Genomic DNA, 25206 nt, shown 5'->3' on the forward strand with positions numbered 1-25206 from the left:
GGCAGATGAACATCGATATGCGCGCCGGGCTCGAACGGGACAAGCATCGCGCCGTCTGCAGCCTGCAACTCGATGCCTAGTATCCCCTCTGCCTCGCGCTTCAGTTGCGTGACTTTCACCTGAATCATCTCAGGCTCCCGGCAGCGCTTCCGGCGTCTTCTGTTTCTCTTCCTCCAGCCGTTGATTGACGGCCCAGCGAAACTGGGACAGTGCGGCGTCGATGCCGAATGGCATCATTCTGAAGCCAGGGTCCAGCGCCAGATTCTTCTGCTGCGCGGTGATGATGTCGCGGTCTTCGTCGAATGCATCGACTACTGCCTGATGGATCGCTCGCGTGACGTCGGGCTGGTCAATCGCAAAGTTGTGCGGATGGCCGAAAAAGTAGTGCGTGGAGTTTTCCGTCTCGGGCGTGAGTGCCTGGCAGCCGCGGAATTCGGCTGCGTCGACCCGCGCACCATCCTGCGCGCCCGTACCCACCGGCGCCATGCCGGAATCCATCCGCAGAATCGCGGGGATCGTGAAGTCGTAAACGTTCCAGCGGTCGACCTTGCCGGGCCAGTTCTTGACGGCGGCGGCGAACGGAGGCGCATCCGTATTCAAGGTCCAGCGCGTGATGCGCACGCCGCCATCGATCCGCTCGACTTTGGGTTGCACCTTGGCATAGTCTTCGGGGCCGCCCAGTGTGGTGGGATGCACGAACGGCAGATGCGAGAAGTCCAGCAGGTTGTCGCAGATCAGCAGGTAGTTCACGTCGTAGTGAATGTAGCCGGGCAAGCTGCGCCACTGCGGATCGTCGATCCAGTGAGTGTCGGGGATCGTCTCCGGGTCAGCCAGCGAAGGGTCGCCGGTCCAGATCCAGATCCAGCGGTGCCGCTCGGCAACCGGGAAAGTTCGAACCTTCGCCTGCGGCGGAATGCGCTGTTGGGCCGGCGCTTCAACACACGTTCCGGTGCTGTCGAACTTAAGGCCGTGGTACATGCAGCGGACGCAATCGCCTTCGCGGCGGCCAACCGACAGCGGCGCGCCGCGATGACAGCAACGATCCTCGAGCGCAACAACGCTGCCGCCTTCCTCGCGATACAGCAGAACCGGGATGCCGGTAATGACACGAGCGAACAGCGCTTCTCCGTCGACCTCGTGCGACCAGGCGGCTACGTACCACGTATTCCTGATAAACATCCTTGTCTCCATCATGTGGGTGCGGCCTATCGTTGGCACGCTTGACCTCAAGATAGATTCGGCACCATCATGCGTCAAGCCAATGGGACTAATGCGAGGAATGCACGCCGTGCATATACGTGATCTCGATCTGAATCTGCTGGTGGTGTTCGACGCGCTGCTTCGCGAACGAAGCGTGACGCGAGCGGCATCCGAAGTGGGGTTGTCGCAGGGCGCAATGAGTCATGCGTTGAACCGGCTGCGGGCGTTTTTTGAAGACCCTCTGTTCGTCAAGACGCCATCGGGTATGGAGCCGACGCCGAAGGCCACCATGCTGGGCGTTTCGATCGTTGCAGTCATGACGACCTTGCGCCAGGACGTCGTCTCGCAGGCGCGCTTCGATCCTTCGACAGCGCGGCGCACCTTTGTTCTTTGCATGACGGACATGGGCGAACTGGTTTTTCTGCCACCGCTTATCCGGCGACTGCGCGAGGAGGCGCCGAACTGCACGCTACGATCCATGCAAGTTCCGATCGAGCAGATCGAAGGACTGCTGGCATCCGGAGAGGTGGATCTCGCGTTGGGGTCGATCCGTGCCGCGCCTGACGATCTGTATCAGCAACAGCTCTTTTTGCACTCTTTCGTGACGATGGTGAGCGTGCGCAACAAGCTGATCGGCGAGTCGATTACGCGTGAACAGTTCGAAACGTTGCCGCAGATTGTCGTGTCCCTGACCGGGCGCGCGGGCGCCGCTTATGACAGTGCGTTCGATGAGTACGGCATCCATCGAAATGTTTATCTGACTACGCCGCACTTCCTGGTCGTGCCGCTGTTGATCGACGAGCATCCCGAATTGATCGCCACGGTGCCACTGGAGCTTGGCAATGTCTTCGCGAAGCTCGGGACGGTCAAGATTGTCCCGCCGCCGGTGCAGCTTCCACCGTTTGCGCTGCGCCAACTCTGGCATCCCCGGTTTCACGACGAGCCGGCGAACATCTGGCTTCGCCAGCTCATCAAGCGCACCTTTGAACACTATCCCGACTTTCCGGAAAGCAGCCTTTAGACACCGAAGCGCGCAGTCTTGCGTTTATTTAACCGATCACATGCCGCGCGCATCGTTCAGTTCGATGCGCTGCTGCCGGGATCATGCGCTGGGGGCCCGCTCGCCGCCCGCGGAACCGGCCGGCGACGAGTGCGGTCGCGGCTGAAATAGGGCCGTGCAAACAGGTAGAGCCCCGTGAACAGCAGGAGCGCCAGCGGCAGCAGCGGCGTGTAGGTGATCCAGGGCGGCGGCAGGCCTTTTCTTAGGGCCATGGCGACGAAGTTGGCGATCACCGTCAGCGTGAAGATGATGGATATCCACCGGTGAAATTGGCGAATCCAGTCGTTGGCGTTCATGTTGCGCTCTTCGGGGCCTGGATCATCTTCCAGCCGTTGCCGGCAGGGTCGCGGAAACCGGCATCGACGCTGCCAAAGCGATCTATCGGCTCCTGGGTGAATTCCACGCCGCGGGCTTGCAACTGGGCATAGCTGGCGCGGCAGTCGGCCACGGAAAGGACGAGAGGCGGCATGGCGCCCTTGGCGACCATCGCGCGCAGGGTTTGCGCGGTGGCCTCGTCGTGGATGGGCGGGCCGGGCGTGAACAGGCCGAGCTGGAACGAAGGCTGCTCGGGATGCTGGACCGTAAGCCAGCGGTAAGGGCCGTTGCGCACGTCCGTATGGACGCGGAATCCGAGTTTGTCGACGTAGAACGCGAGCGCTTCGTCCTGGTTATCGACGTACAAGCCCACCACATTGATACCTTGGGTCATGGTTCCTCCTTGGTTGATGGAGGGAATGTATCTTTGGCCACGCGCCGGCGCTTCTCCAAAACTGCGATGGTGAGGTCGGGGCGCTGCGCGGCTTTCAGGACGCAAGCGGGCACGCGATCGAGTCGAGGCAGGTTGGCTTGCGCCTCAAGCCGCATGGCGCTGGGGCTTTGGCCGGTGATGTCGTGGAAGGTGCGCCCGAACGTGCCTAGGCTCTCCCAGCCGGTGGAGAAGGCAATTTCCGTGATGCTGAGTCCGGTGTCGCGCAGCAGGGTGGTGGCTTGCTCGATGCGCCGGCTCAGCAGGTAGCGGTGGGGCGGGACACCGAAGGCCCGCTTGAAGGAGCGCGCGAAATGGGCTTCGGAGACGCCACTGACTTCGGCCAGCCGTTTGACGGGCCAGGCCTCGTGCGAGGCGGCATCCATGCGGTCTTTGGCGCGCAGCAGGCGGCGCAGCAGGGCCGGGTCCTGCAATGCGTCGGCGCTGTCTGGCGCGGAGGGCGGGGCAGGCGGCTGGGCGTTATGGTTTTCGCGAGCAGGCATGGGTTCCGAGGGGCTGTGGCCGTATGCGCGTAGTTTAGGCGCGGCACGGGTGCCCGCATAGCGGCGCGCGAGTCGTCGGGTTGACCCGCTGGCGGTGGTACACAGCCTGCGCTGAGGTTTGCGTTTCCGCCGGACTCAGCATAGCGTCGGCATAACAAAGGGGTGAATGTTATCGTTCGTTACGTCATTACATTTTGGTAGTGATCCTTACTTTTGAATGTTGAGCAGTCCCGGATCGAACGGTGTCTTCGCACTGGAATCACGAGGCTAAGACAGTTCCCTCTTGAGGTTGAGTGAGTAATACCTGACCTGACCATAGGCAGCCGCGGAACAAGTTGGTCGATCGCTTTGTTATAAAAAGCGCAACTGCGTGTAAATTCGGATCTAGTGGTTTTCGACTCGCCACCGCGTTTTCGATTCGGTCGTCATTGGAGTCGGTCCGACAGTCGTACAGGAGCCGGTATGAGCACAAAGCATAATAAAAAGGGACATCTTGAAGCTGCGGCTTCACATCACGAGCAGGCTTCTCGATATCACCGCGCGGCGTCGCGGTATTTCGAGGCCGGTCAAGACTACGCCCACGCTGCGCACCAGGCAATGATGGCCCATGGCCACACGTTGCACGCAATCGATCAGGCACACGAGGCGGGGACGCACAGCGCCAATACGCCGCCGATCGCGGCTGCATCGAGCGGCTCCGGCTCGGACAGCGCGAACGCGGCAAAACATCACGCAACGGCAGCGGAGCTTCATGACCAGGCCGCGCAACATATGCGCCACGCCGTCAAGCTCTTCGATCAGGACCGCAGCGCCGTCGCTCACGACGCGCAGCTAGCGCTTTCTTTTGCACTGCGTGCTTTGTCCCATGGCAACGAGGCCGCCAAACTGTTTGTCAGGCTCGTTGCCGCCGATGCTTCGTGAATGATGCTGTATGAATTCGACCCGTTGGCATCGCGTCCAGCCGCACGTTATGCAACGACCCGTTTGTCGTGCGGATCTACGGTCGTGGGCCGGCCGTAGATCCGCGCAACGCACACGCGGCAAACCCGCTGTGCCTTCAGGACTATGCTTTCGGGTGCAGCAGGTCCGCCGCAATGGACTTGGCATGCGCGACGGCTGCGTGTGCGTCAGGGAATACACCGAGCTGTTCCCAGCGCTCTTCGACGGCATAAGTTCCTTTCATGCCGAGCGCCCTTTGTACGCGCAATTGCGCCGCGTACTTGCCGTCCTCCAATGGTTGGGCCGTTGCAACCACTTTGTGCGGGAGATCGGAGCGCTCCGGCTGAATCAACTCGACAGCGCCACCCTGCGCGCCGACGTTTTTCAGCTCGTTCCTCGCTTTGCAGTCCGGGCAGTAGAAGCACCACCCCTCGTTCTCCTGAACGGACCTGACTTGTCCGCGGGCCAGCACGGCGCGACATTCAACGTTTTCACAGATGAACGGCATAGCAGTCTCCGGAGTTGTTTGACGGAAATCCTAGCACGCCCGCCGACGGTCAACCATCGGCATTGTTGCCGTGCCTGCTCCGCGTTGCTAAAAGCCGGAAACCATCGTTATCCTGTTCGTCGAAAAACCGTCAGGCACGGGTCGGCGCGATCGCGGTACGCGGGCGCAGCGTTGCCATGATCAGGTAGATGCCGCCGCCAATCGCCACGCCGAAGAACCACCCGTAGGTATTCCACCAGACCGGCAGCAGGCTGGTGAAATTAGGCAGAAAGGTCGAAAACACGCTGCCGACCGCCGCCGCGACCAGCGCATTGACGTTCCAGCCGCCTTCGTAGCGATACTCGCCGTACTCCTGGTAAAGCGCCGCGACGTTGATGTTGCCTTTGGCCACCAGGTAGTAGTCCACCAGAATGATTCCCAGCAGCGGGCCCATCGTCGCGCCGATGGCATTGACGAAGTGCGCGGCGTTTCCTTCCCAGGGCGCGAACGGATAGAGCACCAGCGCGATGAGCGCGGCGATGTAGCCCCCCTTCTTGAAGCCGATCTGCTTGGGGAACGTGTTGGAGATGTCGAACGCGGCCGAAACGAAATTGGCCACCACGTTAATACCCAGCGTGGCGACCGCGAAGGTCAGCGCCGCGATGAGCGCCAGCACCCAACTGTCGAACTTGGCGGAGATCTGTTCTGGGTGGAGCAGCACTTCGCCGTACACCCTGAAGGCGGCGATCGTGGTGATACCCGCAACCAGCGAGAACGCGATCAGGTTGACCGGCAGGCCCCACAGATTGCCTTTCTTGACCGCGTCGCGATTTTTCGCGTAGCGCGAGAAATCGCAGAAGTTGAGGTAGAGCGCTGCGAAATAGGTGATCCAGGTTGCACCTACGGCCATCAGCGCCCAGAACGAACCGGGCTCGCCGCTGACGCCGGCGTCGCTGGTCTTTTCGAGCAGCGCGTTCATTGGAATGCCATGGGAGAACGAGAAACCGCCGGCCTTGACGCACAGGCCGATCGCGAGAATCAGCATTGCGACCCACACTGCGGGACCGGCCCAGTCCTGGAATTTGCGCACCGTCTCCATGCCTTTCTGGATGATGAGCAACTGCAGCGCCCAGATGATCACGTAGCAGATCACCTCCAGCGGCGAGTGGCCGAGCCACTGGGCACTCTTGTGGAATGCCATCAGGCTGTCGCTGCGGATCAGCAGCGCGACCATCGCCCCCGACGCGGCGGCGGTCTGCGCGCCGTACCAGAAGCAGGCCACCACCGCGCGCACGAGTGCCGCGAGGTTGGCGCCCCACACGCCAAAGGAGGCGCGCGCCAGTACCGGATAGGGCACGCCGGTCTTCTCGCCGGCATAACCGATCAGGTTCATCAGCGCGAAGATCACCAGCGAGCTGAGCCCGATTGCCAGCAAGAAGTTGGTAAAGCTGCCGCATAGCAGGAACAGGCTGGCCGCGAGGTAGTAGCCCCAGAGACTGTGCACGTCCGAGGTCCAGACGTTGAAGATGCTGAAGGCGCCCCAGTTGCGTTGCTTCGCGGGCGCCAGATCTTCGTTGTAGAGGCCGGGGGAGGGATCGCCGATTTCCATCTGTTATCTCCTTTGAGTTTGTGGAACCGAGGAAACACCGCTGGGCATTCCTGGTGGAGATGTCCCCGCTTCTGAAATCACTGCGGAGTTAATACTGCCCGAGCAAAAAAAACCCGCCAAGGCCTATGCAGTCGAATTATTTGCGGCGCAATGATTCTGTTTCGCAGACCGTTTCGGCCTTGTCAGCCAATCTTGCAGCGCAGCATCCAGTCCGCAATCGGGTACGTCAATCGGGTGCGTCAATACTCATCACGTACCCGGGGTTTGCCCTGATCCACCGAGCGGCTCTTCACATGATCGATGAAGGCACGCAGCTTCGGCATCATTTGCCGGCGGCTGGGATAGTAGAGAAACACGCCCGGTATCAGCGGCGCGAACGACTCCAGCACCTGCACCAGGCTTCCCGCTTTCAATCCTTCAGCGACCATCGGCGCGGGTAGTTGCGCGAGGCCCATGCCTTCGACTGCCGCGCCGAGCATGGTGGGAAAATCGTGGGCGATGAAGGGACCGGATACGGCGATCTCGATCGCGCGGCCGTTGTCGTCGAATGACCAGAGCGCTAGCGCGCCGCTGGATCGCCGCCATCGCAAGCATGCGTGTTGGCGAAGATCGTCCGTGTGGTTGGGTCGGCTGTGCTGCGCGAAGTAAGCCGGGCTGCCGACCACGCTAAGACGCAGCGGCGGTGTCAACGGTACGGCGACCATGTCCGCGTCGACCAACTGACCGAACCTGATACCGGCGTCGAATCCTTCGGCTGCAAGATCGACCAGTTCCTTGCTCGTGGCGATCTCTACTTCAACCTCGGGATAGGCCTGGCAGAAAGATGCGATCAGGGGTTCGAGCAGGATCGGCACGACCGCGCGCGGCACTGACAGACGCAGCAATCCGGCGGGGCGTTGACCGAGTCCGCGCGCAACCGCACTGGCGGCGACAAGTTCGTCGAAGGCAGGCTTTGCGTGCGAAAGATACCGTTCGCCCGCTTCAGTCAGGCCGACACTGCGCGTGGTGCGAATGAAGAGCGCTGCGCCGATACGCGCTTCAAGTACACGCACTGCCTGGCTGACGGCCGACGGTGTCACGCCGAGTTCCGCGGCTGCCCGGCGAAAACTGCGATGCTGGGCAACGCTCAGAAACACCTCCACGCCGTCGAGCGCGCCCTGCCTGACTGTGAAGTTCTGCTTCATAGCCCGTCAACATTGTGATGAATAGTCGCTCGCGAAAGGCCATGGTACACCTACGCCTGCAGATGACGCGCCGGCTGATCCCCATCTCCCGGCCTCAATGCACCGAACCACATCTGACAGGAGGCAACATGCCAACGGAGCTTCTCTTTCAATTGCATCTCGTTCTGGGGTACGTCGCCTGGCTGCTTTGTTTTCGCGTATATGTCTGGCCGAAGCTCAAGTCGATGGACCCGTTCGATGCGCAACGCGCGATCGCCACTTTGCACAGCTTCCGCTTCTTCGGGCTGGTGTTCATTCTGCCGGGCGTCGTCAGTCCCGACCTGCCCGCCAGCTTTGCCGTGTTCGCCGCATACGGCGATTTCGCCACGGGCGTTCTGGCCATGCTGGCGCTACTCACGACACGAGTGCGCTCGCTTTTCTGGCTGTTCGTCGTAGCGTTCAATCTCATGGGAGTGACCGACCTCATTGTCGACTACTACAACGCTATCCAGGCAGACCTTCCGGCACATGCGGGTGAGTTCGGCGCTACGTACGCGATTCCAATCATCTATGTGCCACTGCTGATGATTACGCATCTTTCAGCGTTTTATCTGCTGCTGCGCCCGCAGCCCAAGGTGGTCCACGGCTATTGATCCGCGAGAGCAGGCGTATTGCGCATCGTCGAGCGCAGGTGTCGCGGTGTTTTACCCGACCGATTTTTTCAATGAACGCTGAAAAATAAGCTGGTAAAACACTGCTTCAGGATTCCTGTAGCCGATGTGTACCGCAATGGCCGATACAAGCTGTGAGCCGTGCGGTTGACATTACGTCAAGCGTCAATCGAAAGGAAGGCATGAAAATGACACGCGTCCGGGTTCAGAGCTTTACCATCTCGCTTGACGGATATGGAGCGGGTCCGAATCAGGACATCAACAATCCGCTCGGCGCGGGCGGGACAGATTTGCACCAGTGGCTAGTCCCGACACGAACGTTCCAACGGACCGTGCTTGGCGCCGACGGCGGCACAACGGGAATCGACGACGACTTCGCGGCGCGGGGCTTCAAGAATGTTGGCGCCTGGATTCTCGGAAGAAACATGTTCGGACCGATTCGCGGTTCCTGGCCCGACATGAACTGGAAAGGCTGGTGGGGCGACAACCCGCCCTATCACGTTCCAACTTTCATCCTGACTCATCACGCACGCGCGCCGATCCAGATGGAAGGCGGAACTACATTTCACTTCGTCACGGGCGGTATTCACGAGGCACTTGAGCGGGCGCGCGAAGCAGCCAACGGAATGGATGTGCGCATTGGCGGCGGCGCTAGCACTATCCAGCAATATCTTCGTGCGGGCCTGATCGATGAATTGCACTTCGCTATCTCACCGGTCCTGCTGGGCGCAGGAGAGCGACTGTTCGAGGGGGTTGACGCGCGCGCTCTGGGATACGAATGCGTTGAGTTCGTTGCGACAGAGAAAGCCACGCATGTCGTACTCCGGCGCCAAGGGCACAACGACGCCTGACAACTGCGTGCAGCGGACGGCGCTGCCGCGCCGCCGCATCCGTCAGGGCAACCTAGCGCTTAAATTCCACCGAAACGAAAATCTTCTTACACGGCTCAACAACTTCCCAAGTCCCTTTGAACCCCGCGGGAATCAGGAATCGGTCCCCGGCGCGCACGGTCTTCGCCGTGCCGTCCGCATCCCGAATCACGGACACGCCCTCAAGAATTTCGCAGTATTCACTCTCGGTGAAGTTCACCGTCCATTGACCGCAAGCACCTTCCCAAACACCCGCCGCAAGCTGCCCGCACGGACTGGCAAAATGCGTGTGAACCGCTTGCGCGGGATTGCCGGCGAGCACTGCTTCCGCCTTCGGCATGTACTCAACGCTTTCCTTGGCGGGCTGTGAAAAATCTACGATGTTCAGAATGCTCATAATGTCTCTAATGCAAACAGAGTTAAAAGATCGAAGCGTCAAAAAGGACGTGACGCACACACCCACTGCATGCGCCACGCTCAAAAGGCGTCACCTGAGCTCGCCCAGGATCGCTACAGCACAAGAACAGCAACCAAGCTTCAACTTCCCGACTTCAATTGCGCCCACAGCCGGTTTTCAAGCCGCATGATCGGCGCAGGCTGCGGCCGCATCAACGTCATCTTGTTCAGCACGGCCTCAGGCGGATACACGTTCGCGTCCTGCTCGATCGCCGGCGTCACAAACTGTCTTGCCGCCCGATTCGCAGTCGGATAGAAAACCTCGTTGGTAATCGCGGCACTCACTTTCGGGTCTTCGATGTAGTTCATCCACTTCATTGCCGCTTCCGGATGCGGAGCATCTTTCGGAATAACCATCACGTCCATCCACAGCAGACCTGCGTCCTTGATGTTCGAGAACCGTACCTCATACGAACGCTTTGCTTCCGACGAGCGCCGCCGCGCAATGCCCACGTCACCGGAATAGCCGAACGCGACACAGATATCGTTGTTAGCCAGATCGTTGATATAGCCGGACGAATTGAACTGCGTGATATACGGCCGCACTTTCTTCAGCACTTCGTACGCGGCCTGGTAGTCGCCTGGATTGGTGCTGTTCGGGTCCTTATGCATGTACTGAAGCACGGCCGGGAAAACGTCTGCTGCCGCGTCGAGGAAAGACACCCCGCAGCTTTTGAGCTTCGAAAGATTCGCCGGGTCGAACAACAGCGACCAGTTATCAACCGGCGCGTCGGCACCGAGTGCTTTTTTCACGGCCTGAACGTTATAGCCGATGCCGTCGGTGCCCCACGCCCACGGCACCCCGTATTGATTGCCGGGATCGGCATCCGCGATCAGCTTCATCAAACCGGGGTCGAGGTTCGCGAGATTCGGCATCTTCGATTTGTCGATCTTCTGATACACGCCTGCTTCGATCTGGCGTGCCATATAACTCGATGTAGGCACAACGATGTCATACCCGGAACTGCCTGCCAGCAGTTTCGCCTGCAACGTGTCGTCGCTGTCGTAACTGTCGTATTTCACGGTGATGCCGGATTCTTTTTCGAAGCCGGAGATCGTGTCTTTGGCGATGTAGTCCGACCAGTTGTAGACATTGATCGTCGTGTCCGCTGCGCGTGCAGCGTTCATGGGGGATAAAGCGGCCATCGAGCACAGCATCGTGCCGGTGAGCGAGACAAGCTTGGCATGACGGATCTTCATTCGACTATCTCCTTGATTGCGATCTTCAGTTTTCGCTGCAGCGCAGGCGCGGATGCGCGAGCGTGACAACCCGCACGTCCGTCTACGCCGCACGAATGCGGGCGAGAACGGGACGTGGCGCCGCCTGCCGCGGCGCAAGCGCACAGCAGAGCTAAGTGGGACGTAGACGGACGAGCGCTATGAACCGGCCAACGCTAGCAAGGCAACTTGCAAAGCGCGGACGGACAAACGCATTGCAGGCGTTCAACCGCTAAATAGACGGCTTGATCGCATGCAACACTTGCTCGCGAAAAGAGAAGGGGACTAAGGCAGAAGCGACGCGATTTCGTCAGTTCGCACCCCGATGGCTGCGGGGGCGGCAATGACGTTGTGCCGACGCACGGAGCGCCGCGACAACACGGTATCGATGGACAGGGGGCGGGATGGCGAAGCGCAGTTGCTCCCCTGATGAGCGATCGAGCAGCCGGACAGGAAGGTTCTTTCCCGACCAGGCTGGTATCTCACCAATGGACCACGGACTTTCACGATGGAACCCGAAGCGACGTTGAATAGAAGTCCTCGCTGATGCAGATCGACCCGTTCTGCGAGAACCACCAGACTGCCGCTCTAGGATATATGAGCCATTATTTTCGTCAAAGGATTTTCTGACACTGCGCCGTCACAGTGATGCGCAGTGGAATGCGTTCATGCGAGCGCATGCTTGAACAGGCAAGGCTCGCGTCGCACGACATGGCGGCAGATAACGTTGGCGTTTTATTGACCGTCCATTGGCGCGGGCTGAGCCGCCGGCGCAGCAGGTGCGGTCGTGCCGGTTTGCGACGATCCGTTTGCCGAAGAACCATAGCCGGTCGTGTCATGTTGTGCGGCTACACGTGCTTCGGCTGCCTGAATGTCCCCGGGGTAGGTTGAATCACCCGAGGCGGCCGGATTGTAGCCGGCCTGTTCAATCTGGATCAATTGCGCTTTGACTTCCGCACGGGTCAGCGGCTGTTCCGTCTGTGCGAACGAAGCCACCGGGGCGGCGATAACAACGACCAGTGCGATTGCCTTGATCAGCGATTTCATGATGCTTCCCTCCGAGAATTGTTTTATCCGGCGCCGCAACGCGGGTTGGGCGGCCTGTGAACGATTCTAGGAAGCGGGGGTTCCAGGGCAAACCCCTAAACGGGTAATTCAGTCTTGCTGCAAATGATAAGTCGGGGTTATGTAATGCTCTTCCTAAGATATGGGGAATTACTTCAGAGTCCAGAACGTACGCCCACTCGATATGCGGTGGTCTGGCGATAGGTGTTGCCGGGCCGCACGATAACCTGCTCCTGTTCAGTCATATTGACTTCGTTCGGAAAGCCGCCGGCTTCGAGACACAGCCCGGCGTGCGGCTGGTAGGCGATGCCGCCGCGTCCTATGTCGCCGTTTAACGAATTGCCGGTATAGAACTGTAAACCGCGCTGATCGGTTGAAACGGTCAGCTCGCGTCCGCTGCCGGGGTCGTATGCGCAGGCTACCTGGCGCACTTGCGGCTCGCGCCCGGCCGTGGCGGCGTCAGATGTGCGGTGCAGGACGTAGCAGTGGTCGAACCCGCCGGCTCTGGCAAGCTGCGCATGCGGCCAATCGAGCCGTGCGCCGATCGGCGCACTCTGCCGGAAGTCAAACGCATTGCCCGCGACTTCTGCCAGGTCGCAAGGGATCATCGATGTATCCACTTCGAGGAACCGCTCGGCGTCGATCGACAGCACGTGGCCGCGTATATCGGCCCCGCGCCGGCCCGTCAGGTTGAAGTAGGGATGACTCGTCAGATTGAGTGGCGTCGCCGCGTCCGTCATGGCTTCGTAGGCGATCGTCAAGGTGCCGTCGTCGTCGAGTGTGTAACGCACCTGCACCGTCACGTTGCCCGGAAAGCCGGCGTCGCCTTCGGGCGATTCAAGCCGCATGAGCAGCGCGCCGTTATCTTCGCTCACGTCCCATAGTGCGCGATGAAAACCCTGTGTACCGCCATGCAGCAGATTCGCGCCTTCATTGCGATCGAGCGTGTACTCGATACCGTCGAGCGTGAAGCGCGCATCGGCAATGCGATTTGCCCAGCGGCCGATCAATCCGCCCATGTAGGTCGTGGCCGCAAGGTACTCAGCGGGCGTGTCGTGGCCTAGCAGAATGTCGCCGAGCCGGCCGGCGCGGTCCGGTGCATGCCATGAGACCAGGGTCGCGCCCAGGTCGCTGATCGCGACTTTCATGCCGTGCGCATTGCGCAGCGTGAAGAGCCGCACGGGATCGCCGCCGGGCAGCGCGCCCCATGGCTCGGAAGAAAGAGGTGCAATGCTGATCATGTGGTCGGTGGAGATAAAGGATGAAAGGCATGCTCAGCCAGGCGCTGCGGTCGAATTCGCACGTTCCTGATATTCGCGCGGCGTACAGCCGAGTTCGCGGCGAAACACCGCGTACATGTATTGCAGCGACGTGAACCCGCAACGGATCGCCACCTCCGCGCTCGAGGCATCGCGCGCGGCAAGCAGCGCTTTGGCGACATCGAGCTTGTGGCGCAGGATTTCCTGATGCACGGTGCACTGCCGCTCGCGCCGGAAGTACTCTTCGAGCGACGATCGCGACACGCCCACGTAATCGGCAACCTGTTCGGTGCGAATGCCCTGGCATGCGTACTGGCGGATGAAGTGCCGCGCGCGCATCACATAGGGACTCGCGAGCGGCTGGTGCCTGGTCGACTCGAGCACGTTGATGCCGACCGGCGGTACGAGAATGCGGCGCCCCGGGAAACGCGCGCCGTGCAGCATCTGATGCAGCAAGTGAGCGGCGGTGCGGCCCATTTCCTCGGTGCCCTGAATCACGGAGGAAAGCGGAATGCGGGTCAAGGTACGCGTGAGCGGATCGTTGTCGATGCCGATGATCGCCACCTGTTCCGGCACGGGAATGCCCGCGATCAAACAGGCCTGCAGCAGATGCCGCGCGCGGGCGTCGGTGACGGCGACGATGCCGACCGGTTTCGGCAACTGATTCAGCCACGCAGTGAGCTGCTCGGTGGCCTGATTCCATGACGGCGCGCTGGTGGACAGGCCGCGATAAATTTCGGTGCCTATCTGCGCGGCGCTGTGGCCGTCCGCGCTGCGCAGGTGAGCGAACGCCAACTCGCGTTGCTGCGCCCAGCGATTTTCCTGCGCTTGCGGAAGGCTGTACAACGCGAAATGTTCGAGGCCCGCGCCGATCAGATGCGTGTAGGCGAGCGAAACGAGCTTGGCGTTATCGGTTGCGATATAGGGTAAGTCCGGAGGGTAGTGCGCCGGATCTTCAAACGATGAACCGACCGCGACCACCGGCAATGGACAGTCACGCAGCGCTTCGCCCACTGCGGGATCGTCGAAATCCGCGATGATGCCGTCGCCGTCGAATTGCTCGATACCTGTTAGCCGGCAGCGGAAATCTTCTTCGAGAAAGAGATCCCAGGCTACGCGCGTCGACAGCAGGTAATTGCCGATGCCGGTGATGATCTCGCGGTCGTAGACCTTGTTCGCGTTGAACAGCAGCGCGATCCGATGGGTCGTCTGTGGTGTTTGCGGACGGGTCATGGCATGGGCGGCGGGCGGATCGGCAGGACTCGCGGCGCCTTCGTCTCCTGTTGGGTGCGCACGGCGTGCGCGCTGAGGGCGGCACTGTTTTTAAGCGTCTGGTTATTCTAGGCCGCGAAGCGCGCGCGGGTGTGAAACAAACGCGTGGGCACTAAGAAACATTAAGCGTGCTGTGCAATTTCGCAATTGCCGATGCATCTGGCAAGCGGCAGCATGGCGTCACCTTGTCAACCGGCGCGGCGATGCCGTACGGGTTGCAGTGCAGCATAAAACAGGAGACGCTGATGTCGTATTTCGAACATATTCCCGCGATTCGCTACGAGGGTCCGCAATCGGATAACCCGCTTGCGTATCGCCATTACGACAAGAGTAAGCGCGTACTCGGCAAGACGCTCGAGGAACATCTGCGTATCGCCGTGTGCTACTGGCATACGTTCGTGTGGCCGGGCGTCGATATCTTCGGGCAAGGAACGTTTCGGCGTCCATGGCAGCAAGCCGGCGACGCGATGGAGCGGGCGCAGCAAAAAGCGGATTCCGCATTTGAGTTTTTCTCGAAGCTCGGCACGCCGTATTACACGTTTCACGACACCGACGTCGCGCCGGAAGGCGATAGCCTGAAAACCTATAGCGAGAACTTCACGCGTATCGCCGACTATCTCGCCCGCAAGCAGCAGGATACCGGCATCAAATTGCTGTGGGGCACGGCGAATCTGTTCTCGCATCCGCGTTATGCGGGCGGGGCCGCGACCAATCCCGATCCGGAGATTTTCGCGTTTGCCGCCACGCAGGTTCGTCACGCGCTCGACGCGACGCAACGACTGGGTGGTGAAAACTATGTGCTGTGGGGTGGCCGCGAGGGCTACGACACGCTGCTCAATACCGACCTTGTTCGCGAGCGCGATCAGCTTGCCCGTTTCCTGCATATGGTGGTCGAGCATAAACACAAGATCGGCTTCAAAGGCGCTTTGCTGATCGAGCCGAAGCCGCAGGAGCCGACCAAGCATCAGTACGACTACGACGTGGCCACCGTACATGGTTTCCTGCTGCAACACGGGTTGGAGAAAGAGATTCGCGTGAACATCGAGGCCAATCATGCGACCCTTGCCGGCCACTCGTTTCATCACGAGATCGCCACCGCTTATGCGCTGGGGATTTTCGGCAGCGTCGACGCGAATCGCGGCGATCCGCAGAACGGCTGGGATACGGACCAGTTTCCGAATAGCGTCGAAGAACTGACGCTGGCCTTCTATGAAATTCTGAAGCACGGCGGCTTCACGAGCGGCGGTATGAATTTCGACGCAAAAGTACGACGGCAGAGCGTCGACCCGGAAGATCTGTTCTTCGGTCACATTGGCGCAATCGATAATCTGGCGCTCGCCGTCGAGCGGGCGGCAACGCTGCTCGAGAACGACCGGCTCGAACAGTTCAAGCGCCAACGCTATGCGGGCTGGGATTCGGAATTCGGCCGCAAAATTCTCAACGGCGAGTATTCGCTCTCCACGCTGGCCACGGACGCATTGACGCGCGGCCTGAATCCGCAGCACACGAGCGGCCGGCAGGAGCAGTTGGAAAACGTCGTGAATCAGGCGATTTATAAGGACCGTTGAATGACAGTCACGAAGTAACGCTTTCAGAAATCACGTAGTACGACATAAAGATCGCGCGGCCACGCTGACCGCGCGAGTAGAGAAGCTTTGGTTTGTCGCTTGTCCGGTTCTGCGGCTCGCAGCGCAGACCGTCCAATCCGGTATTCAGGCTATCAGAACAAGGAGTGAGACATGAAATTCGCAACGCGCCGTACCCTACTGAGTTCGCTTGTGTTTGGAGCCGTGCTCGCCAGCCTGTCGCTTGCCGCGCCGCTCGCGCACGCAAGCAAGGACCACCCCGAAATTGGTTTCTGTATCGACGATCTGCGTGTCGAGCGCTGGTCGCGCGATCGGGACTACTTCGTTGCAGCTGCAGAAAAGCTGGGCGCCAAGGTGTCGGTGCAGTCCGCCGATGCGAGCGAAGAGCGGCAGATCTCGCAGATCGAGAATCTGATCTCGCGCGGCGTCGACGTGATCGTGATCGTACCGTTCAATTCGAAGACGCTCGGCAATGTTGTCGCAGAGGCCAGAAAGGCCGGCATCAAGGTCGTTTCGTATGACCGCCTGATTCTCGACGCGGATGTGGACGCCTATATCTCGTTCGACAACGAGAAGGTCGGCGAGCTGCAAGCCCAAGGTGTTTATAACGCGCAACCGAAGGGCAATTACTTCCTGCTCGGCGGCGCGCCGACCGACAACAACGCGAAGATGCTGCGTGAGGGTCAGCTCAAAGTGTTGAAACCCGCGATAGACAAGGGCGATATCAAGGTCGTCGGTCAGCAGTGGGTGCCGGAGTGGAGCGCGTCGACAGCGCTGCGTATTGTTGAAGATGCGCTCACGGCGAACAACAACAAGATCGACGCGATCGTCGCCTCGAACGACGGTACCGCGGGCGGCGCGATCCAGGCGCTCGCGGCGCAGCACATGGCTGGCAAGGTGCCGGTGTCGGGGCAGGATGCCGATCTTGCGGCCGTTAAGCGCGTGATTGCCGGCACTCAGACCATGACCGTGTACAAGCCGCTGAAACTGATCGCGAGTGAAGCGGCGAAACTCTCAGTCGCGCTGGCGAAGGGCGAGAAGCCCGCCTTCAATGCCCAGTACGACAACGGTAAGAAGAAGGTCGACACGGTGCTTTTGCAACCTACATTGCTCACCAAGAGCAACGTCGATGTGGTCGTCAAGGACGGCTTCTACACCCAGGCCCAGCTCGCGAGCCAATGAGCGTAACGTGCGCGTAGTTCAAGCCGACGTGCCTGGCATGCGCCAGGCACGTCGGCACGAGCGCGCGCCCTGTAGCGAGGCATAGCGAATGAGTGAACCATTACTGACGATGCGCGGCATCGTCAAAGCATTTTCCGGTGTGAAGGCACTCGATGGCATCGACCTGACGGTGGCGCCAGGCGAGTGCGTGGGCTTGTGCGGAGAGAACGGCGCAGGAAAATCGACGCTGATGAAAGTGCTCTCAGGCGTCTATCCCCACGGCACGTGGGATGGCGAAATAATCTGGGAAGGCGAGCCGCTGAAAGCCGCAAGCATAAGGGACACGGAACGTGCGGGCATCATCATCATCCACCAGGAATTGATGCTGGTGCCGGAGCTTTCGGTCGCGGAGAATATCTTTCTCGGCAACGAGATCACGCTGCCGGGCGGCAGAATGAACTACGCCGCCATGTATCAGCGTGCCGATGAGCTGCTGCGCGAACTCGGCATCAGTGGAATCAATTCCGCACAACCGGTGATGAACTACGGCGGTGGTCATCAGCAGCTGATCGAAATCGCGAAGGCATTGAACAAGCGCGCGAAGCTGTTGATTCTCGATGAACCGTCGTCGTCGCTGACGGCTACGGAAATACACATCTTGCTGGATATCGTGCGTGATCTGAAACGGCGCGGTGTCGCCTGCGTGTATATCTCGCACAAGCTCGACGAAGTCGCGGCCGTGTGCGACACGATCAGCGTGATTCGCGACGGGCGCCATGTCGCAACCGAACCGATGCATGCGTTGACTACCGACCGCATCATCTCGCTGATGGTGGGCCGTGAGATCAAGAATCTGTTCCCGCGTGAACCGCATCCCATCGGCGATGTGATCTTCGAAGCCCGCCATGTGACCTGTTTCGACGTCACCAATCCGCGCCGCAAGCGTGTGAACGATGTGTCCTTCGCGCTACGACGCGGTGAGATCCTCGGCGTTGCCGGTCTGGTTGGCGCAGGGCGCACGGAGTTGATGGAGGCGATCTTCGGTGCGTATCCGGGGGTGAGCGAAGCGAGCGTGGTGATGGACGGCAAGCCATTGAAAATTCGCGCGCCGGTCGATGCGATTCGCGCCGGCATCGGCATGGTGCCGGAAGATCGCAAGCGTCATGGCATCGTGCCGGGACTGAGCGTCGGCCACAACATCACGCTTGCGGTGTTGCAACGCTTCGCGAAGGGCGGTCGGATCGATTCCGCCGCCGAACTCGATACGATTCATACGGAGATGAAGCGGCTTTCAGTGCGCGCGGCGCATCCCATGCTTTCGATTGCGAGTCTATCGGGCGGCAATCAGCAGAAGGCCGTGCTGACGCGCATGCTGCTCACGGATCCGAAAGTGCTGATCCTCGACGAACCGACCCGCGGCGTCGACGTCGGCGCGAAATACGAAATCTACAAACTGATCTTTCAACTGGCACAGCGAGGCATGGCGATCGTGATGGTGTCGTCCGAATTGCCCGAAGTGCTCGGTATCAGCGATCGCGTGCTGGTGATCGGCGAAGGCGAATTGCGCGGCGACTTCGTCAACGACGGCCTCACGCAAGAGGACATTCTCAGCGCCGCGATTCGTCCTGTGCAGCGATCCACGAACCCAACCGCAGCGAGTGCCGCATGACTCCCGACGTTACTTCCCAACCTGCAGAAGGCGCCGCGCCACGTGGCGCGTTCGGTGGTACGCAACGCGTTCAGCAACTGTTCGCACGTTACAAGATTCTCGCGTTGCTGATTGCCGTGGCCGTGATCTGGATTTTCTTTTCCTTTCTGACACACGGCGCGTTCGTGACGCCGCGCAATCTGTCGAATCTGCTGCGGCAGATGTCGATTACCGGCATGCTCGCGTGCGGCATGGTGTTCGTGATCATCGCGGGCGAGATCGATCTGTCGGTCGGCTCCTTGCTGGGTCTGCTTGGCGGCGTCGCGGCCATTCTCGATGTGAACCGGCACTGGCCGATCGGCGTGACCGTGCCGCTGGTGATGCTGCTAGGTGTGCTCGTCGGCATGTTCAACGGCTGGTGGTCGACCTACCGGCGTGTGCCTTCGTTCATTGTCGGTCTGGGCGGCATGCTCGCGTATCGCGGCATTCTGCTCGGTGTCACGGGTGGCTCGACGATTGCACCCGTCTCAGACGGCTTCGTATTTATCGGCCAGGGATATCTGCCGCGTCTTGCGGGCGATACGCTGGCGGTTGTGCTGTTCGTGGTGCTGGCCTTTTTGACGGTGCGGCAACGAAGCAACCGTGAGCGGTATAAATTGCGCGTGGTGCCGATCTGGCAAGACGTCGTGAAGGTGGTCGGCGCGGGCGTGATTCTGGCCGCGTTTGTCGCCACGCTCGATCGTTACGGCGGAATTCCGGTGCCGGTGCTGCTGTTGCTCGCGTTGTTGGGAATTTTCACGTGGATCGCGACGCAGACCGTTTTCGGGCGGCGCATCTATGCAGTGGGTTCCAATCTGGAAGCAACCCGGCTCTCCGGTGTGAATACGAACCGTGTGAAGCTGGCGATCTTCGCGCTGATGGGGCTGATGTGCGCGTTCGCCGGCATCGTCAATACGGCGCGGCTGGCGGCGGGCTCGCCGTCGGCAGGATCGATGGGCGAACTCGATGCGATCGCCGCATGCTTTATCGGCGGAACGTCGATGCGCGGCGGTTCTGGAACGGTGTATGGCGCGCTGATCGGCGCGCTGGTGATGGCCAGCCTGGATAACGGCATGTCGATGCTCGACGTCGACGCTTACTGGCAGATGATCGTGAAAGGCAGCATTCTGGTGCTGGCTGTGTGGATCGATGTCGTGTCGGGGTCGAATCGGCGGTAAGGTATCCGTAGGATAGTCGCGAAAATAGCAAAGGCGTTTCGGAGTTCGAAGCCGTGGCCGATGGTCGATTCGCGGTGACAAAGCGGAAGCACATCGGCCGTCGTAGGCGTTGGCTGAGATCTCCAATAAAAAAATAGAAACGTCTGATTGCTCATACCGGTTGCACTGTTTAGGCTTCTTGCAACCGGCGATTGATGAACGCAATGCGCCGGCTGGTGGCGTCGGAAGGTTATGCATAACGTAAACGTCGACGGCAATCGACGAACGAACCTAACCTGCCCGAACTAGAACTTTGTCCACTCCTCGATCACGGGTCTCCCCAGACCTCGAAGCCTATATGGCACGTGGCGACGCGTACTTCGCCGGGAAGCGTCTGCCGGAAGCAATCGATGCCTATAAGGAAGTGCTGGCGCTGGAGCCGCAGCACGTGAATGCGCTCCATCGTGCAGGACTTGCATCTTTCCTCGACAACCAGATGGTGCAAGCTGGCGAATTTCTGAGCCGGGCATTGCTGGTGGCTCCGGAGCGCGCAGATATTTGGGAGCAACGTGGATTGCTTGCGGCTTTGGCGGAAGACTGGATAGCGGCTGAAGCGTTTTATCATCGCGCGCATAGTCTGACGGGCAGCACCGCCACTCTTCACCGGAATCTCGGTGATTGTCTACGATCGTCGTTGCGGCTCGCCGAGGCAAAGGCTCACTACATCAAGGCGCTTGAACTTGAACCGGGATTGCACCACGCCGCTCGCGCGCTGGCAGAGATCTGCACGGAGCTGGGGCAGTTCGCTGACGCCGCGAACTATTGGACTCGCGCATGGGCGCTCGATTCAACCAGCTTGGCCGATGGGCTCGCCTTGATTCTGGCGCTGTCGAAGATTGGCCGTCGTAGCGATATTGAGCCGGTGGTCGAAGCAATGCGCTGCGCGTTCGCATCGAATGCCGACGCCCTTAAAGAACTGTCGTACACGTTGAACTGCGCCCGCTGTTTCGGCGAGGCGATCAGCATAGCCAAACAGGGACTCGCCGCCGATCCGAAGAATGAGCAGTTGCATCTCAATGCGATGTACGGCTTTGACGCCCTCGTGGACCTTCCCGGATTGCGGTCGCAGTGTATCGAGGCGGTAAGGAATCTTCCGGACAATGCCTTGATGCAATACGTCCTGGCGACTTTGGAACTCAAGTTCGGTGAGTTCGAGCAGGGCTGGAAACGATGGAAATGGCACAAAAGAACGCCGTATTTCCGCGACTCGGTGCGCCCGGATTTCCCCGAATGGAATGGGGAGGCCGTTGCCGGCTGCAAGTTTCTCCTCGTCAAGGAACTGGGACTTGGAGATCAAATCCAGTTTCTTCGTATGGCGCATTGGCTGCATCGGCAAGGAGCCACCGTGGATGTGTGGGTTGACGCTCCGTTGAACGAGGTCGCTCGTAGCGCAAGCGGCGTTCATGCGGTATGGACCGAGCTGCCGCCAGGGCCTTACGACTACTTCTGCCACATGATGAGGATGCCGGAGTATATGAAGCTGGCTTTGCCGATGCTTCCTCTGGCCATGCCCTATATCGCCGCTACGCCAGAAAAAATTCATCGGTGGCAGGCGTATCTTTACGACGGCGCGCGGGACAAGTTGTGCGCGAAGAACCGGCGCGTCGGACTGGTATGGGCGGGCGATCCCAACCATCCGTTCGATCATCGGCGATCAGTCAAACTGGACACGCTAAGGCCCTTGCTCGGGCAGTCCGGCGTAACCTGGTATTCGGTGCAAAAAGGTTATCTTGAACGCGAGAGCGAGGATCTGGCGAACGAGTTCGACTTACACACGCTGGGCCCCGACATCAACGATTTTGCCGATACGCTGGCTATTCTTCAGACGCTCGACCTGCTCATTACGGTTGATACGTCAGTCGCTCATCTTGCCGGCGCGGCGGGACTTCCTGTCTGGGTACTGCTGCCTGCCCATTCGGATTGGCGGTGGATGCTCGATAGAGCGGACAGTCCATGGTATCCGTCGATGCGGTTATTCCGGCAACGCAAACTCGGCGAGTGGGGTCCAGTCGTTGAGGAGGTACGGCAGGCGTTGGGCGCCTGGTGCGATACGTCCGCAATCCAGGCGTGAGCCAATCCGGCTCAATTCGCCAACATCTCCACAACCGCAACCACCACCGTGAAAACGCCAATGCAGCCGCCCAACGTGGCTGCGCCTTGCATGAAGTTCGACATACGTGCCCCGTAACGAGTAGTTGAAGGCTTATATTTAACCTCAATTGAAAGGTAAAAGAAAGCTTGTCAAAAATAGCGATTTACCCGGATAGGTCAGGGTAGTGTCGGCGCGGCGGCCTTGGCCGGTACCACGGCACCCGGCGTTGCAGCGTCCGACCCGGCTCCCGGCACCGTACGCGCATCCGTTTCCCATCCGCCGCCGAGTGCGAGGAACAGGTTGACCTGATCGACCGCCACCTGACCTTCGGCTGCCGCCACCTGAGACCTCGTTGAAGTCAGTGTGCGCGTCGCATCCAGATCCGAAATGAACGACTCGCGTCCGGCGAGATACAGTCGATGCGTTTCATCCGCCGACTGGGCCGCCGACTTCAGCGCGGCACGCAACGCGTCGGCGCGGGTGGCGTCGGACGCATAGGTCGCGAGGCTGGTTTCGGTTTCGCGCAACGCGGTCAGCACGACGCCATCGAATTTCGCCAGCGCGACGTTGCTCGACGCTTCCGCTTCGCGCACGCGGCCGCGCGCGCCATTCGTCGGGAAGGTCCAACTGATCAGCGGACCGAACGCCCAGCGCGCCGTCGGCGAGGTGCCGAGGTCTTCCAGAACCCCCGTCAAACCTGCCGATGCGCCGATGCTCACACTCGGATACAACGCGCCCGTCGCGACGCCGATCCGCGCCGTCGAAGCGGCCAGTTGACGCTCGGCCTCGCGCACGTCCGGACGGCGTTTGAGCAGCGCGGCGCCGTCGCCGATCGGAATCGGCTGACGGATCTGCGGCAGCGTGTTGCAGGCGAGCACGGCCGGCGGCAGATCGGACGGTGCGCGCGCGAGCAGTGCGGCGAGCCGGTATTGGGCAATCTGGCGGCGCGCCGTGTAGCGGGGAATATCCGCTGCGAGCGTATCGACCTGGGTCTGGTTACGCGTCACATCGGGCTGATTGCCGCGGCCCGCGTCGCGCAATCGGCGCGACACGTCCGCGCGCTGCTTCTGCAGTGCCAGCGACTGCTGCGCGATCTTGAGTTCCTCGGCGGCCGAGCATTGGTCGACGTAAGAGCGCACCACATCCGCGACCACGCTGATCCGTGCGAGATCGCCGGCTGCCTGCACGGCTTCCGTGTCTGCCGACGCCGCTTCGACGCCGCGCCGCAGCTTGCCGAACAGGTCGATTTCGTACGAAATGCTGATGCCGATGTCGCCTTCATTCACGACCGGCAGCTTCTCGGTCAGCAGATACTGCTCGGCCGACTCCTGCGCGCGTTGGATGGCTGCCGAGGTCTTGCCGGAAAAGCCGCCTTGCGCTTGTGCTACGCCCAGCGCTTCACGCGACCGTGCGAGGTTCGCCGCGGCGACACGCAAGTCGGTATTCGATTTCAGCGCTTCGTCGACGAGGCTGTTCAGCACCGGATCGTCATAGAGCTTCCACCAGATAGCGGGGACGGTCTGCCGCGTGGTCAGCCTGGCATCGGCGCCCTCGATCGGCGCATTGGCAAGCGGGGCGTTGACCAGTGCCTGCTTCGGCAACGCGTAATTGGGGCCGACGTTCATGCAGCCACTGAGCGCGACGGCTAATGGCAGCAGCGGCAGCAGCGGTAATAAGGGCAGCGTGCGCGACGGCTTCATTGCGATGCGCCCGACGTGACGGCTGCGGACGCCGGTTGAGTAGCAGATGCAGCAGATGCAGCAGGCGTAGCGGACGCAGCAGGCGTAGCCGAAGCATCCACCGCACCCGAAGCGCCCGTAGCCGGGCGCCGCTTGCCGCTCAGCGACAGATCGAGCACCGACACCGTTGCCGTGCGTCCGGCGATCAGGCGGAAATCGGCGGGGACTTCGTCCAGCGCAACCCGCACGGGAATCCGTTGCGCGAGCCGCACCCAACTGAACGCCGGGTTCACGTTCGGCAGCAGGTTCGAGCCTTGCGTGCGGTCGCGATCCTCAATCCCCGCGACGATGCTTTGCACGTGACCGCGCAGCACGTTCGGCTCGCCCATTACCTGAATATCGACCGGCTGGCCGATGTCGATACCGCGCAGCTTGGTCTCTTCAAAGTAACCGTCGACGCGGAACGAATGCATATCCACGACCGACAGCACCGGCCGGCCCGCGGAGACGAATTCGCCGGCGCGCGGCGCGCGGTCGTTCAGATAGCCGTCGACCGGACTCACGATCGTGGTGCGTTGCAAATTCAGTTTGGCGGTGTCGATCGCGACGTTCGCATCGGCGAGTGCGGCCTCCGCCGTCTCGACCCGCGAGCGGCTTTCTTCGGCGACTTCCGCAGCAACGAGATTGCCGAGCTTGCGGTTACGGGCGTCTTCGCGGCGCGCCTGATCGAGGGTGGCGCGGCGCTGTTCCGCGGTGGCCTGCGCCTGGCGCAGCGCGAGCGCATAGCGGGCCTGGTCGATGATGAACAGCACCTGACCTTGCTTGACCAACTGGTTGTCGGCTACCTCGACCGATGAGATCAGCCCCGAGATATCCGGCGCGACCTGGATCACGTCGGCGCGCACGTGCCCGTCGCGGGTCCACGGTGCGAACATGTAATAGGCGACCAGTTTCCACAGCACGAAGGCCGCGACCACGACGACGATCAGGGTCAGCAGAATCTGACCGACGGAGAACCAGGTTTTTTTCACGTTATTAGTCTGTGCGAAACGACGACGACAAGGCCCAGCACCAGCACATAGATGCCGAGATCGAAGATGGAACGGTGCCAGACGAAGCGGTAAAAGCCGACGCGCGCCAGCACCGTGCGGATCGCCAGGTTGATCAGATAGGCGACGAACATCAGCACCAGCACGGCCGGCACGAACACGCCGAAGATATCGATTTCACCGATCATCGCGGGAGCTGGCCAGGGGTTGAATGGGGGC

Annotated in this window: 24 protein-coding genes; 9 read left to right on the forward strand and 15 right to left on the reverse strand. The window is 60.7% G+C overall.

What is annotated here, in order from left to right; all coding sequences use genetic code 11:
* Window positions 1–129: 129 nt before the first annotated feature.
* Window positions 130–1179, reverse strand: coding sequence for an aromatic ring-hydroxylating dioxygenase subunit alpha (locus AC57B6_RS23245; protein WP_216751799.1), 1050 nt, complete (start codon window positions 1177–1179; stop codon window positions 130–132).
* A gap of 100 nt (window positions 1180–1279) precedes the next feature.
* Between AC57B6_RS23245 and AC57B6_RS23250 the strand changes: the two genes are divergently transcribed.
* Entirely contained in the window at window positions 1280–2221 is a 942-nt protein-coding gene (locus AC57B6_RS23250; protein ID WP_216751800.1) for a LysR family transcriptional regulator, read from the forward strand.
* A gap of 56 nt (window positions 2222–2277) precedes the next feature.
* Here AC57B6_RS23250 and AC57B6_RS23255 read toward each other — a convergent pair whose 3' ends face one another.
* From AC57B6_RS23255 to AC57B6_RS23265, 3 genes are read right to left on the reverse strand one after another with little or no spacing between them, the layout of a single operon-like run.
* Window positions 2278–2556: a hypothetical protein gene (locus AC57B6_RS23255; protein ID WP_496422175.1), complete on the reverse strand. Its 279-nt coding sequence runs from the start codon at window positions 2554–2556 to the stop codon at window positions 2278–2280.
* Complete coding sequence (locus AC57B6_RS23260; protein WP_025495832.1) at window positions 2553–2969, reverse strand: VOC family protein; 417 nt, start codon at window positions 2967–2969, stop codon at window positions 2553–2555. The genes AC57B6_RS23255 and AC57B6_RS23260 overlap by 4 nt, the downstream gene beginning before the upstream one ends.
* Window positions 2966–3508 carry a helix-turn-helix domain-containing protein gene (locus tag AC57B6_RS23265; protein ID WP_496422176.1) on the reverse strand — a complete coding sequence of 181 codons (543 nt, stop codon included), beginning with the start codon at window positions 3506–3508 and terminating at the stop codon, window positions 2966–2968. Before AC57B6_RS23265 ends, AC57B6_RS23260 begins: the two co-directional genes overlap by 4 nt.
* Before the next feature lie 462 nt (window positions 3509–3970).
* Between AC57B6_RS23265 and AC57B6_RS23270 the strand changes: the two genes are divergently transcribed.
* The gene (locus AC57B6_RS23270; RefSeq protein ID WP_030102145.1) at window positions 3971–4429 is read left to right on the forward strand and encodes a hypothetical protein; all 459 of its coding nucleotides are present in this window, start codon (window positions 3971–3973) and stop codon (window positions 4427–4429) included.
* Between the two features lie 142 nt (window positions 4430–4571).
* Here AC57B6_RS23270 and AC57B6_RS23275 read toward each other — a convergent pair whose 3' ends face one another.
* From AC57B6_RS23275 to AC57B6_RS23285, 3 genes are all read right to left on the reverse strand, one after another.
* Window positions 4572–4955: a hypothetical protein gene (locus tag AC57B6_RS23275; RefSeq protein WP_496422177.1), complete on the reverse strand. Its 384-nt coding sequence runs from the start codon at window positions 4953–4955 to the stop codon at window positions 4572–4574.
* Window positions 4956–5085: 130 nt separating this feature from the next.
* Window positions 5086–6543 carry an NCS1 family nucleobase:cation symporter-1 gene (locus tag AC57B6_RS23280; protein ID WP_496422178.1) on the reverse strand — a complete coding sequence of 486 codons (1458 nt, stop codon included), beginning with the start codon at window positions 6541–6543 and terminating at the stop codon, window positions 5086–5088.
* A gap of 239 nt (window positions 6544–6782) precedes the next feature.
* Window positions 6783–7727, reverse strand: a complete 945-nt coding sequence (locus AC57B6_RS23285; protein ID WP_496422179.1) for a LysR family transcriptional regulator — start codon at window positions 7725–7727, stop codon at window positions 6783–6785.
* A 128-nt stretch (window positions 7728–7855) separates the two neighbouring features.
* Here AC57B6_RS23285 and AC57B6_RS23290 point away from each other — a divergent pair, with 128 nt between their 5' ends.
* Together AC57B6_RS23290 and AC57B6_RS23295 are read left to right on the forward strand one after the other, a co-directional pair.
* Window positions 7856–8359, forward strand: coding sequence for a DUF8737 domain-containing protein (locus AC57B6_RS23290; RefSeq protein WP_025495826.1), 504 nt, complete (start codon window positions 7856–7858; stop codon window positions 8357–8359).
* Between the two features lie 206 nt (window positions 8360–8565).
* The gene (locus tag AC57B6_RS23295; RefSeq protein ID WP_496422200.1) at window positions 8566–9228 is read left to right on the forward strand and encodes a dihydrofolate reductase family protein; all 663 of its coding nucleotides are present in this window, start codon (window positions 8566–8568) and stop codon (window positions 9226–9228) included.
* Between the two features lie 52 nt (window positions 9229–9280).
* Here the strand turns inward: AC57B6_RS23295 and AC57B6_RS23300 are convergent, their stop codons facing one another.
* The 5 genes from AC57B6_RS23300 to AC57B6_RS23320 form a co-directional block, all read right to left on the reverse strand.
* Window positions 9281–9643 carry a cupin domain-containing protein gene (locus tag AC57B6_RS23300; protein ID WP_030102142.1) on the reverse strand — a complete coding sequence of 121 codons (363 nt, stop codon included), beginning with the start codon at window positions 9641–9643 and terminating at the stop codon, window positions 9281–9283.
* Between the two features lie 140 nt (window positions 9644–9783).
* Window positions 9784–10902, reverse strand: a complete 1119-nt coding sequence (locus tag AC57B6_RS23305; protein WP_025495823.1) for a polyamine ABC transporter substrate-binding protein — start codon at window positions 10900–10902, stop codon at window positions 9784–9786.
* Window positions 10903–11655: 753 nt separating this feature from the next.
* Window positions 11656–11967, reverse strand: a complete 312-nt coding sequence (locus AC57B6_RS23310) for a DUF4148 domain-containing protein (protein ID WP_025495822.1) — start codon at window positions 11965–11967, stop codon at window positions 11656–11658.
* 173 nt (window positions 11968–12140) lie between these two features.
* Window positions 12141–13226, reverse strand: a complete 1086-nt coding sequence (locus tag AC57B6_RS23315; protein WP_144192963.1) for an aldose epimerase family protein — start codon at window positions 13224–13226, stop codon at window positions 12141–12143.
* A 33-nt stretch (window positions 13227–13259) separates the two neighbouring features.
* Window positions 13260–14477, reverse strand: coding sequence for a XylR family transcriptional regulator (locus AC57B6_RS23320; RefSeq protein WP_025495820.1), 1218 nt, complete (start codon window positions 14475–14477; stop codon window positions 13260–13262).
* Between the two features lie 284 nt (window positions 14478–14761).
* Here AC57B6_RS23320 and xylA point away from each other — a divergent pair, with 284 nt between their 5' ends.
* The 5 genes from xylA to AC57B6_RS23345 all read left to right on the forward strand — a co-directional run bounded on the left by xylA (window position 14762) and on the right by AC57B6_RS23345 (window position 22238).
* Window positions 14762–16084 (forward strand): xylose isomerase, encoded by a 1323-nt coding sequence (gene xylA, locus AC57B6_RS23325; RefSeq protein ID WP_252889688.1) that lies wholly within the window; start codon window positions 14762–14764, stop codon window positions 16082–16084.
* Between the two features lie 171 nt (window positions 16085–16255).
* Entirely contained in the window at window positions 16256–17284 is a 1029-nt protein-coding gene (gene xylF, locus AC57B6_RS23330; protein ID WP_496422180.1) for a D-xylose ABC transporter substrate-binding protein, read from the forward strand.
* Window positions 17285–17372: 88 nt separating this feature from the next.
* Window positions 17373–18932, forward strand: coding sequence for a D-xylose ABC transporter ATP-binding protein (xylG, locus tag AC57B6_RS23335; RefSeq protein ID WP_454808204.1), 1560 nt, complete (start codon window positions 17373–17375; stop codon window positions 18930–18932).
* Window positions 18929–20128, forward strand: a complete 1200-nt coding sequence (locus AC57B6_RS23340; protein WP_028196210.1) for a sugar ABC transporter permease — start codon at window positions 18929–18931, stop codon at window positions 20126–20128. The genes xylG and AC57B6_RS23340 overlap by 4 nt, the downstream gene beginning before the upstream one ends.
* Window positions 20129–20465: 337 nt before the next feature.
* Window positions 20466–22238: a tetratricopeptide repeat protein gene (locus AC57B6_RS23345; RefSeq protein WP_496422181.1), complete on the forward strand. Its 1773-nt coding sequence runs from the start codon at window positions 20466–20468 to the stop codon at window positions 22236–22238.
* 197 nt (window positions 22239–22435) lie between these two features.
* On the opposite strand, the gene AC57B6_RS23350 is transcribed toward AC57B6_RS23345, so the two are convergent.
* From AC57B6_RS23350 to AC57B6_RS23360, 3 genes are read right to left on the reverse strand one after another with little or no spacing between them, the layout of a single operon-like run.
* Window positions 22436–23959, reverse strand: a complete 1524-nt coding sequence (locus tag AC57B6_RS23350; protein ID WP_030102135.1) for an efflux transporter outer membrane subunit — start codon at window positions 23957–23959, stop codon at window positions 22436–22438.
* Window positions 23956–24969 carry an efflux RND transporter periplasmic adaptor subunit gene (locus AC57B6_RS23355; protein ID WP_496422182.1) on the reverse strand — a complete coding sequence of 338 codons (1014 nt, stop codon included), beginning with the start codon at window positions 24967–24969 and terminating at the stop codon, window positions 23956–23958. Before AC57B6_RS23355 ends, AC57B6_RS23350 begins: the two co-directional genes overlap by 4 nt.
* Window positions 24966–25175: a DUF1656 domain-containing protein gene (locus AC57B6_RS23360; protein ID WP_030102133.1), complete on the reverse strand. Its 210-nt coding sequence runs from the start codon at window positions 25173–25175 to the stop codon at window positions 24966–24968. Before AC57B6_RS23360 ends, AC57B6_RS23355 begins: the two co-directional genes overlap by 4 nt.
* Between the last annotated feature and the right edge of the window lie 31 nt (window positions 25176–25206).

Source organism: Paraburkholderia sp. BGA-UO-ETr-F12 (assembly GCF_059567945.1).

What these genes read in the sequence shown, in the direction of transcription:
- AC57B6_RS23245 (WP_216751799.1), bottom strand. Translation starts at nt 1,179, where the DNA reads ATGTTTATCAGGAATACGTGGTACGTAGCCGCCTGGTCGCACGAGGTC.
- AC57B6_RS23250 (WP_216751800.1), top strand. Translation starts at nt 1,280, where the DNA reads ATGCACGCCGTGCATATACGTGATCTCGATCTGAATCTGCTGGTGGTG.
- AC57B6_RS23255 (WP_496422175.1), bottom strand. Translation starts at nt 2,556, where the DNA reads ATGAACGCCAACGACTGGATTCGCCAATTTCACCGGTGGATATCCATC.
- AC57B6_RS23260 (WP_025495832.1), bottom strand. Translation starts at nt 2,969, where the DNA reads ATGACCCAAGGTATCAATGTGGTGGGCTTGTACGTCGATAACCAGGAC.
- AC57B6_RS23265 (WP_496422176.1), bottom strand. Translation starts at nt 3,508, where the DNA reads ATGCCTGCTCGCGAAAACCATAACGCCCAGCCGCCTGCCCCGCCCTCC.
- AC57B6_RS23270 (WP_030102145.1), top strand. Translation starts at nt 3,971, where the DNA reads ATGAGCACAAAGCATAATAAAAAGGGACATCTTGAAGCTGCGGCTTCA.
- AC57B6_RS23275 (WP_496422177.1), bottom strand. Translation starts at nt 4,955, where the DNA reads ATGCCGTTCATCTGTGAAAACGTTGAATGTCGCGCCGTGCTGGCCCGC.
- AC57B6_RS23280 (WP_496422178.1), bottom strand. Translation starts at nt 6,543, where the DNA reads ATGGAAATCGGCGATCCCTCCCCCGGCCTCTACAACGAAGATCTGGCG.
- AC57B6_RS23285 (WP_496422179.1), bottom strand. Translation starts at nt 7,727, where the DNA reads ATGAAGCAGAACTTCACAGTCAGGCAGGGCGCGCTCGACGGCGTGGAG.
- AC57B6_RS23290 (WP_025495826.1), top strand. Translation starts at nt 7,856, where the DNA reads ATGCCAACGGAGCTTCTCTTTCAATTGCATCTCGTTCTGGGGTACGTC.
- AC57B6_RS23295 (WP_496422200.1), top strand. Translation starts at nt 8,566, where the DNA reads ATGACACGCGTCCGGGTTCAGAGCTTTACCATCTCGCTTGACGGATAT.
- AC57B6_RS23300 (WP_030102142.1), bottom strand. Translation starts at nt 9,643, where the DNA reads ATGAGCATTCTGAACATCGTAGATTTTTCACAGCCCGCCAAGGAAAGC.
- AC57B6_RS23305 (WP_025495823.1), bottom strand. Translation starts at nt 10,902, where the DNA reads ATGAAGATCCGTCATGCCAAGCTTGTCTCGCTCACCGGCACGATGCTG.
- AC57B6_RS23310 (WP_025495822.1), bottom strand. Translation starts at nt 11,967, where the DNA reads ATGAAATCGCTGATCAAGGCAATCGCACTGGTCGTTGTTATCGCCGCC.
- AC57B6_RS23315 (WP_144192963.1), bottom strand. Translation starts at nt 13,226, where the DNA reads ATGATCAGCATTGCACCTCTTTCTTCCGAGCCATGGGGCGCGCTGCCC.
- AC57B6_RS23320 (WP_025495820.1), bottom strand. Translation starts at nt 14,477, where the DNA reads ATGACCCGTCCGCAAACACCACAGACGACCCATCGGATCGCGCTGCTG.
- xylA (WP_252889688.1), top strand. Translation starts at nt 14,762, where the DNA reads ATGTCGTATTTCGAACATATTCCCGCGATTCGCTACGAGGGTCCGCAA.
- xylF (WP_496422180.1), top strand. Translation starts at nt 16,256, where the DNA reads ATGAAATTCGCAACGCGCCGTACCCTACTGAGTTCGCTTGTGTTTGGA.
- xylG (WP_454808204.1), top strand. Translation starts at nt 17,373, where the DNA reads ATGAGTGAACCATTACTGACGATGCGCGGCATCGTCAAAGCATTTTCC.
- AC57B6_RS23340 (WP_028196210.1), top strand. Translation starts at nt 18,929, where the DNA reads ATGACTCCCGACGTTACTTCCCAACCTGCAGAAGGCGCCGCGCCACGT.
- AC57B6_RS23345 (WP_496422181.1), top strand. Translation starts at nt 20,466, where the DNA reads ATGGCACGTGGCGACGCGTACTTCGCCGGGAAGCGTCTGCCGGAAGCA.
- AC57B6_RS23350 (WP_030102135.1), bottom strand. Translation starts at nt 23,959, where the DNA reads ATGAAGCCGTCGCGCACGCTGCCCTTATTACCGCTGCTGCCGCTGCTG.
- AC57B6_RS23360 (WP_030102133.1), bottom strand. Translation starts at nt 25,175, where the DNA reads ATGATCGGTGAAATCGATATCTTCGGCGTGTTCGTGCCGGCCGTGCTG.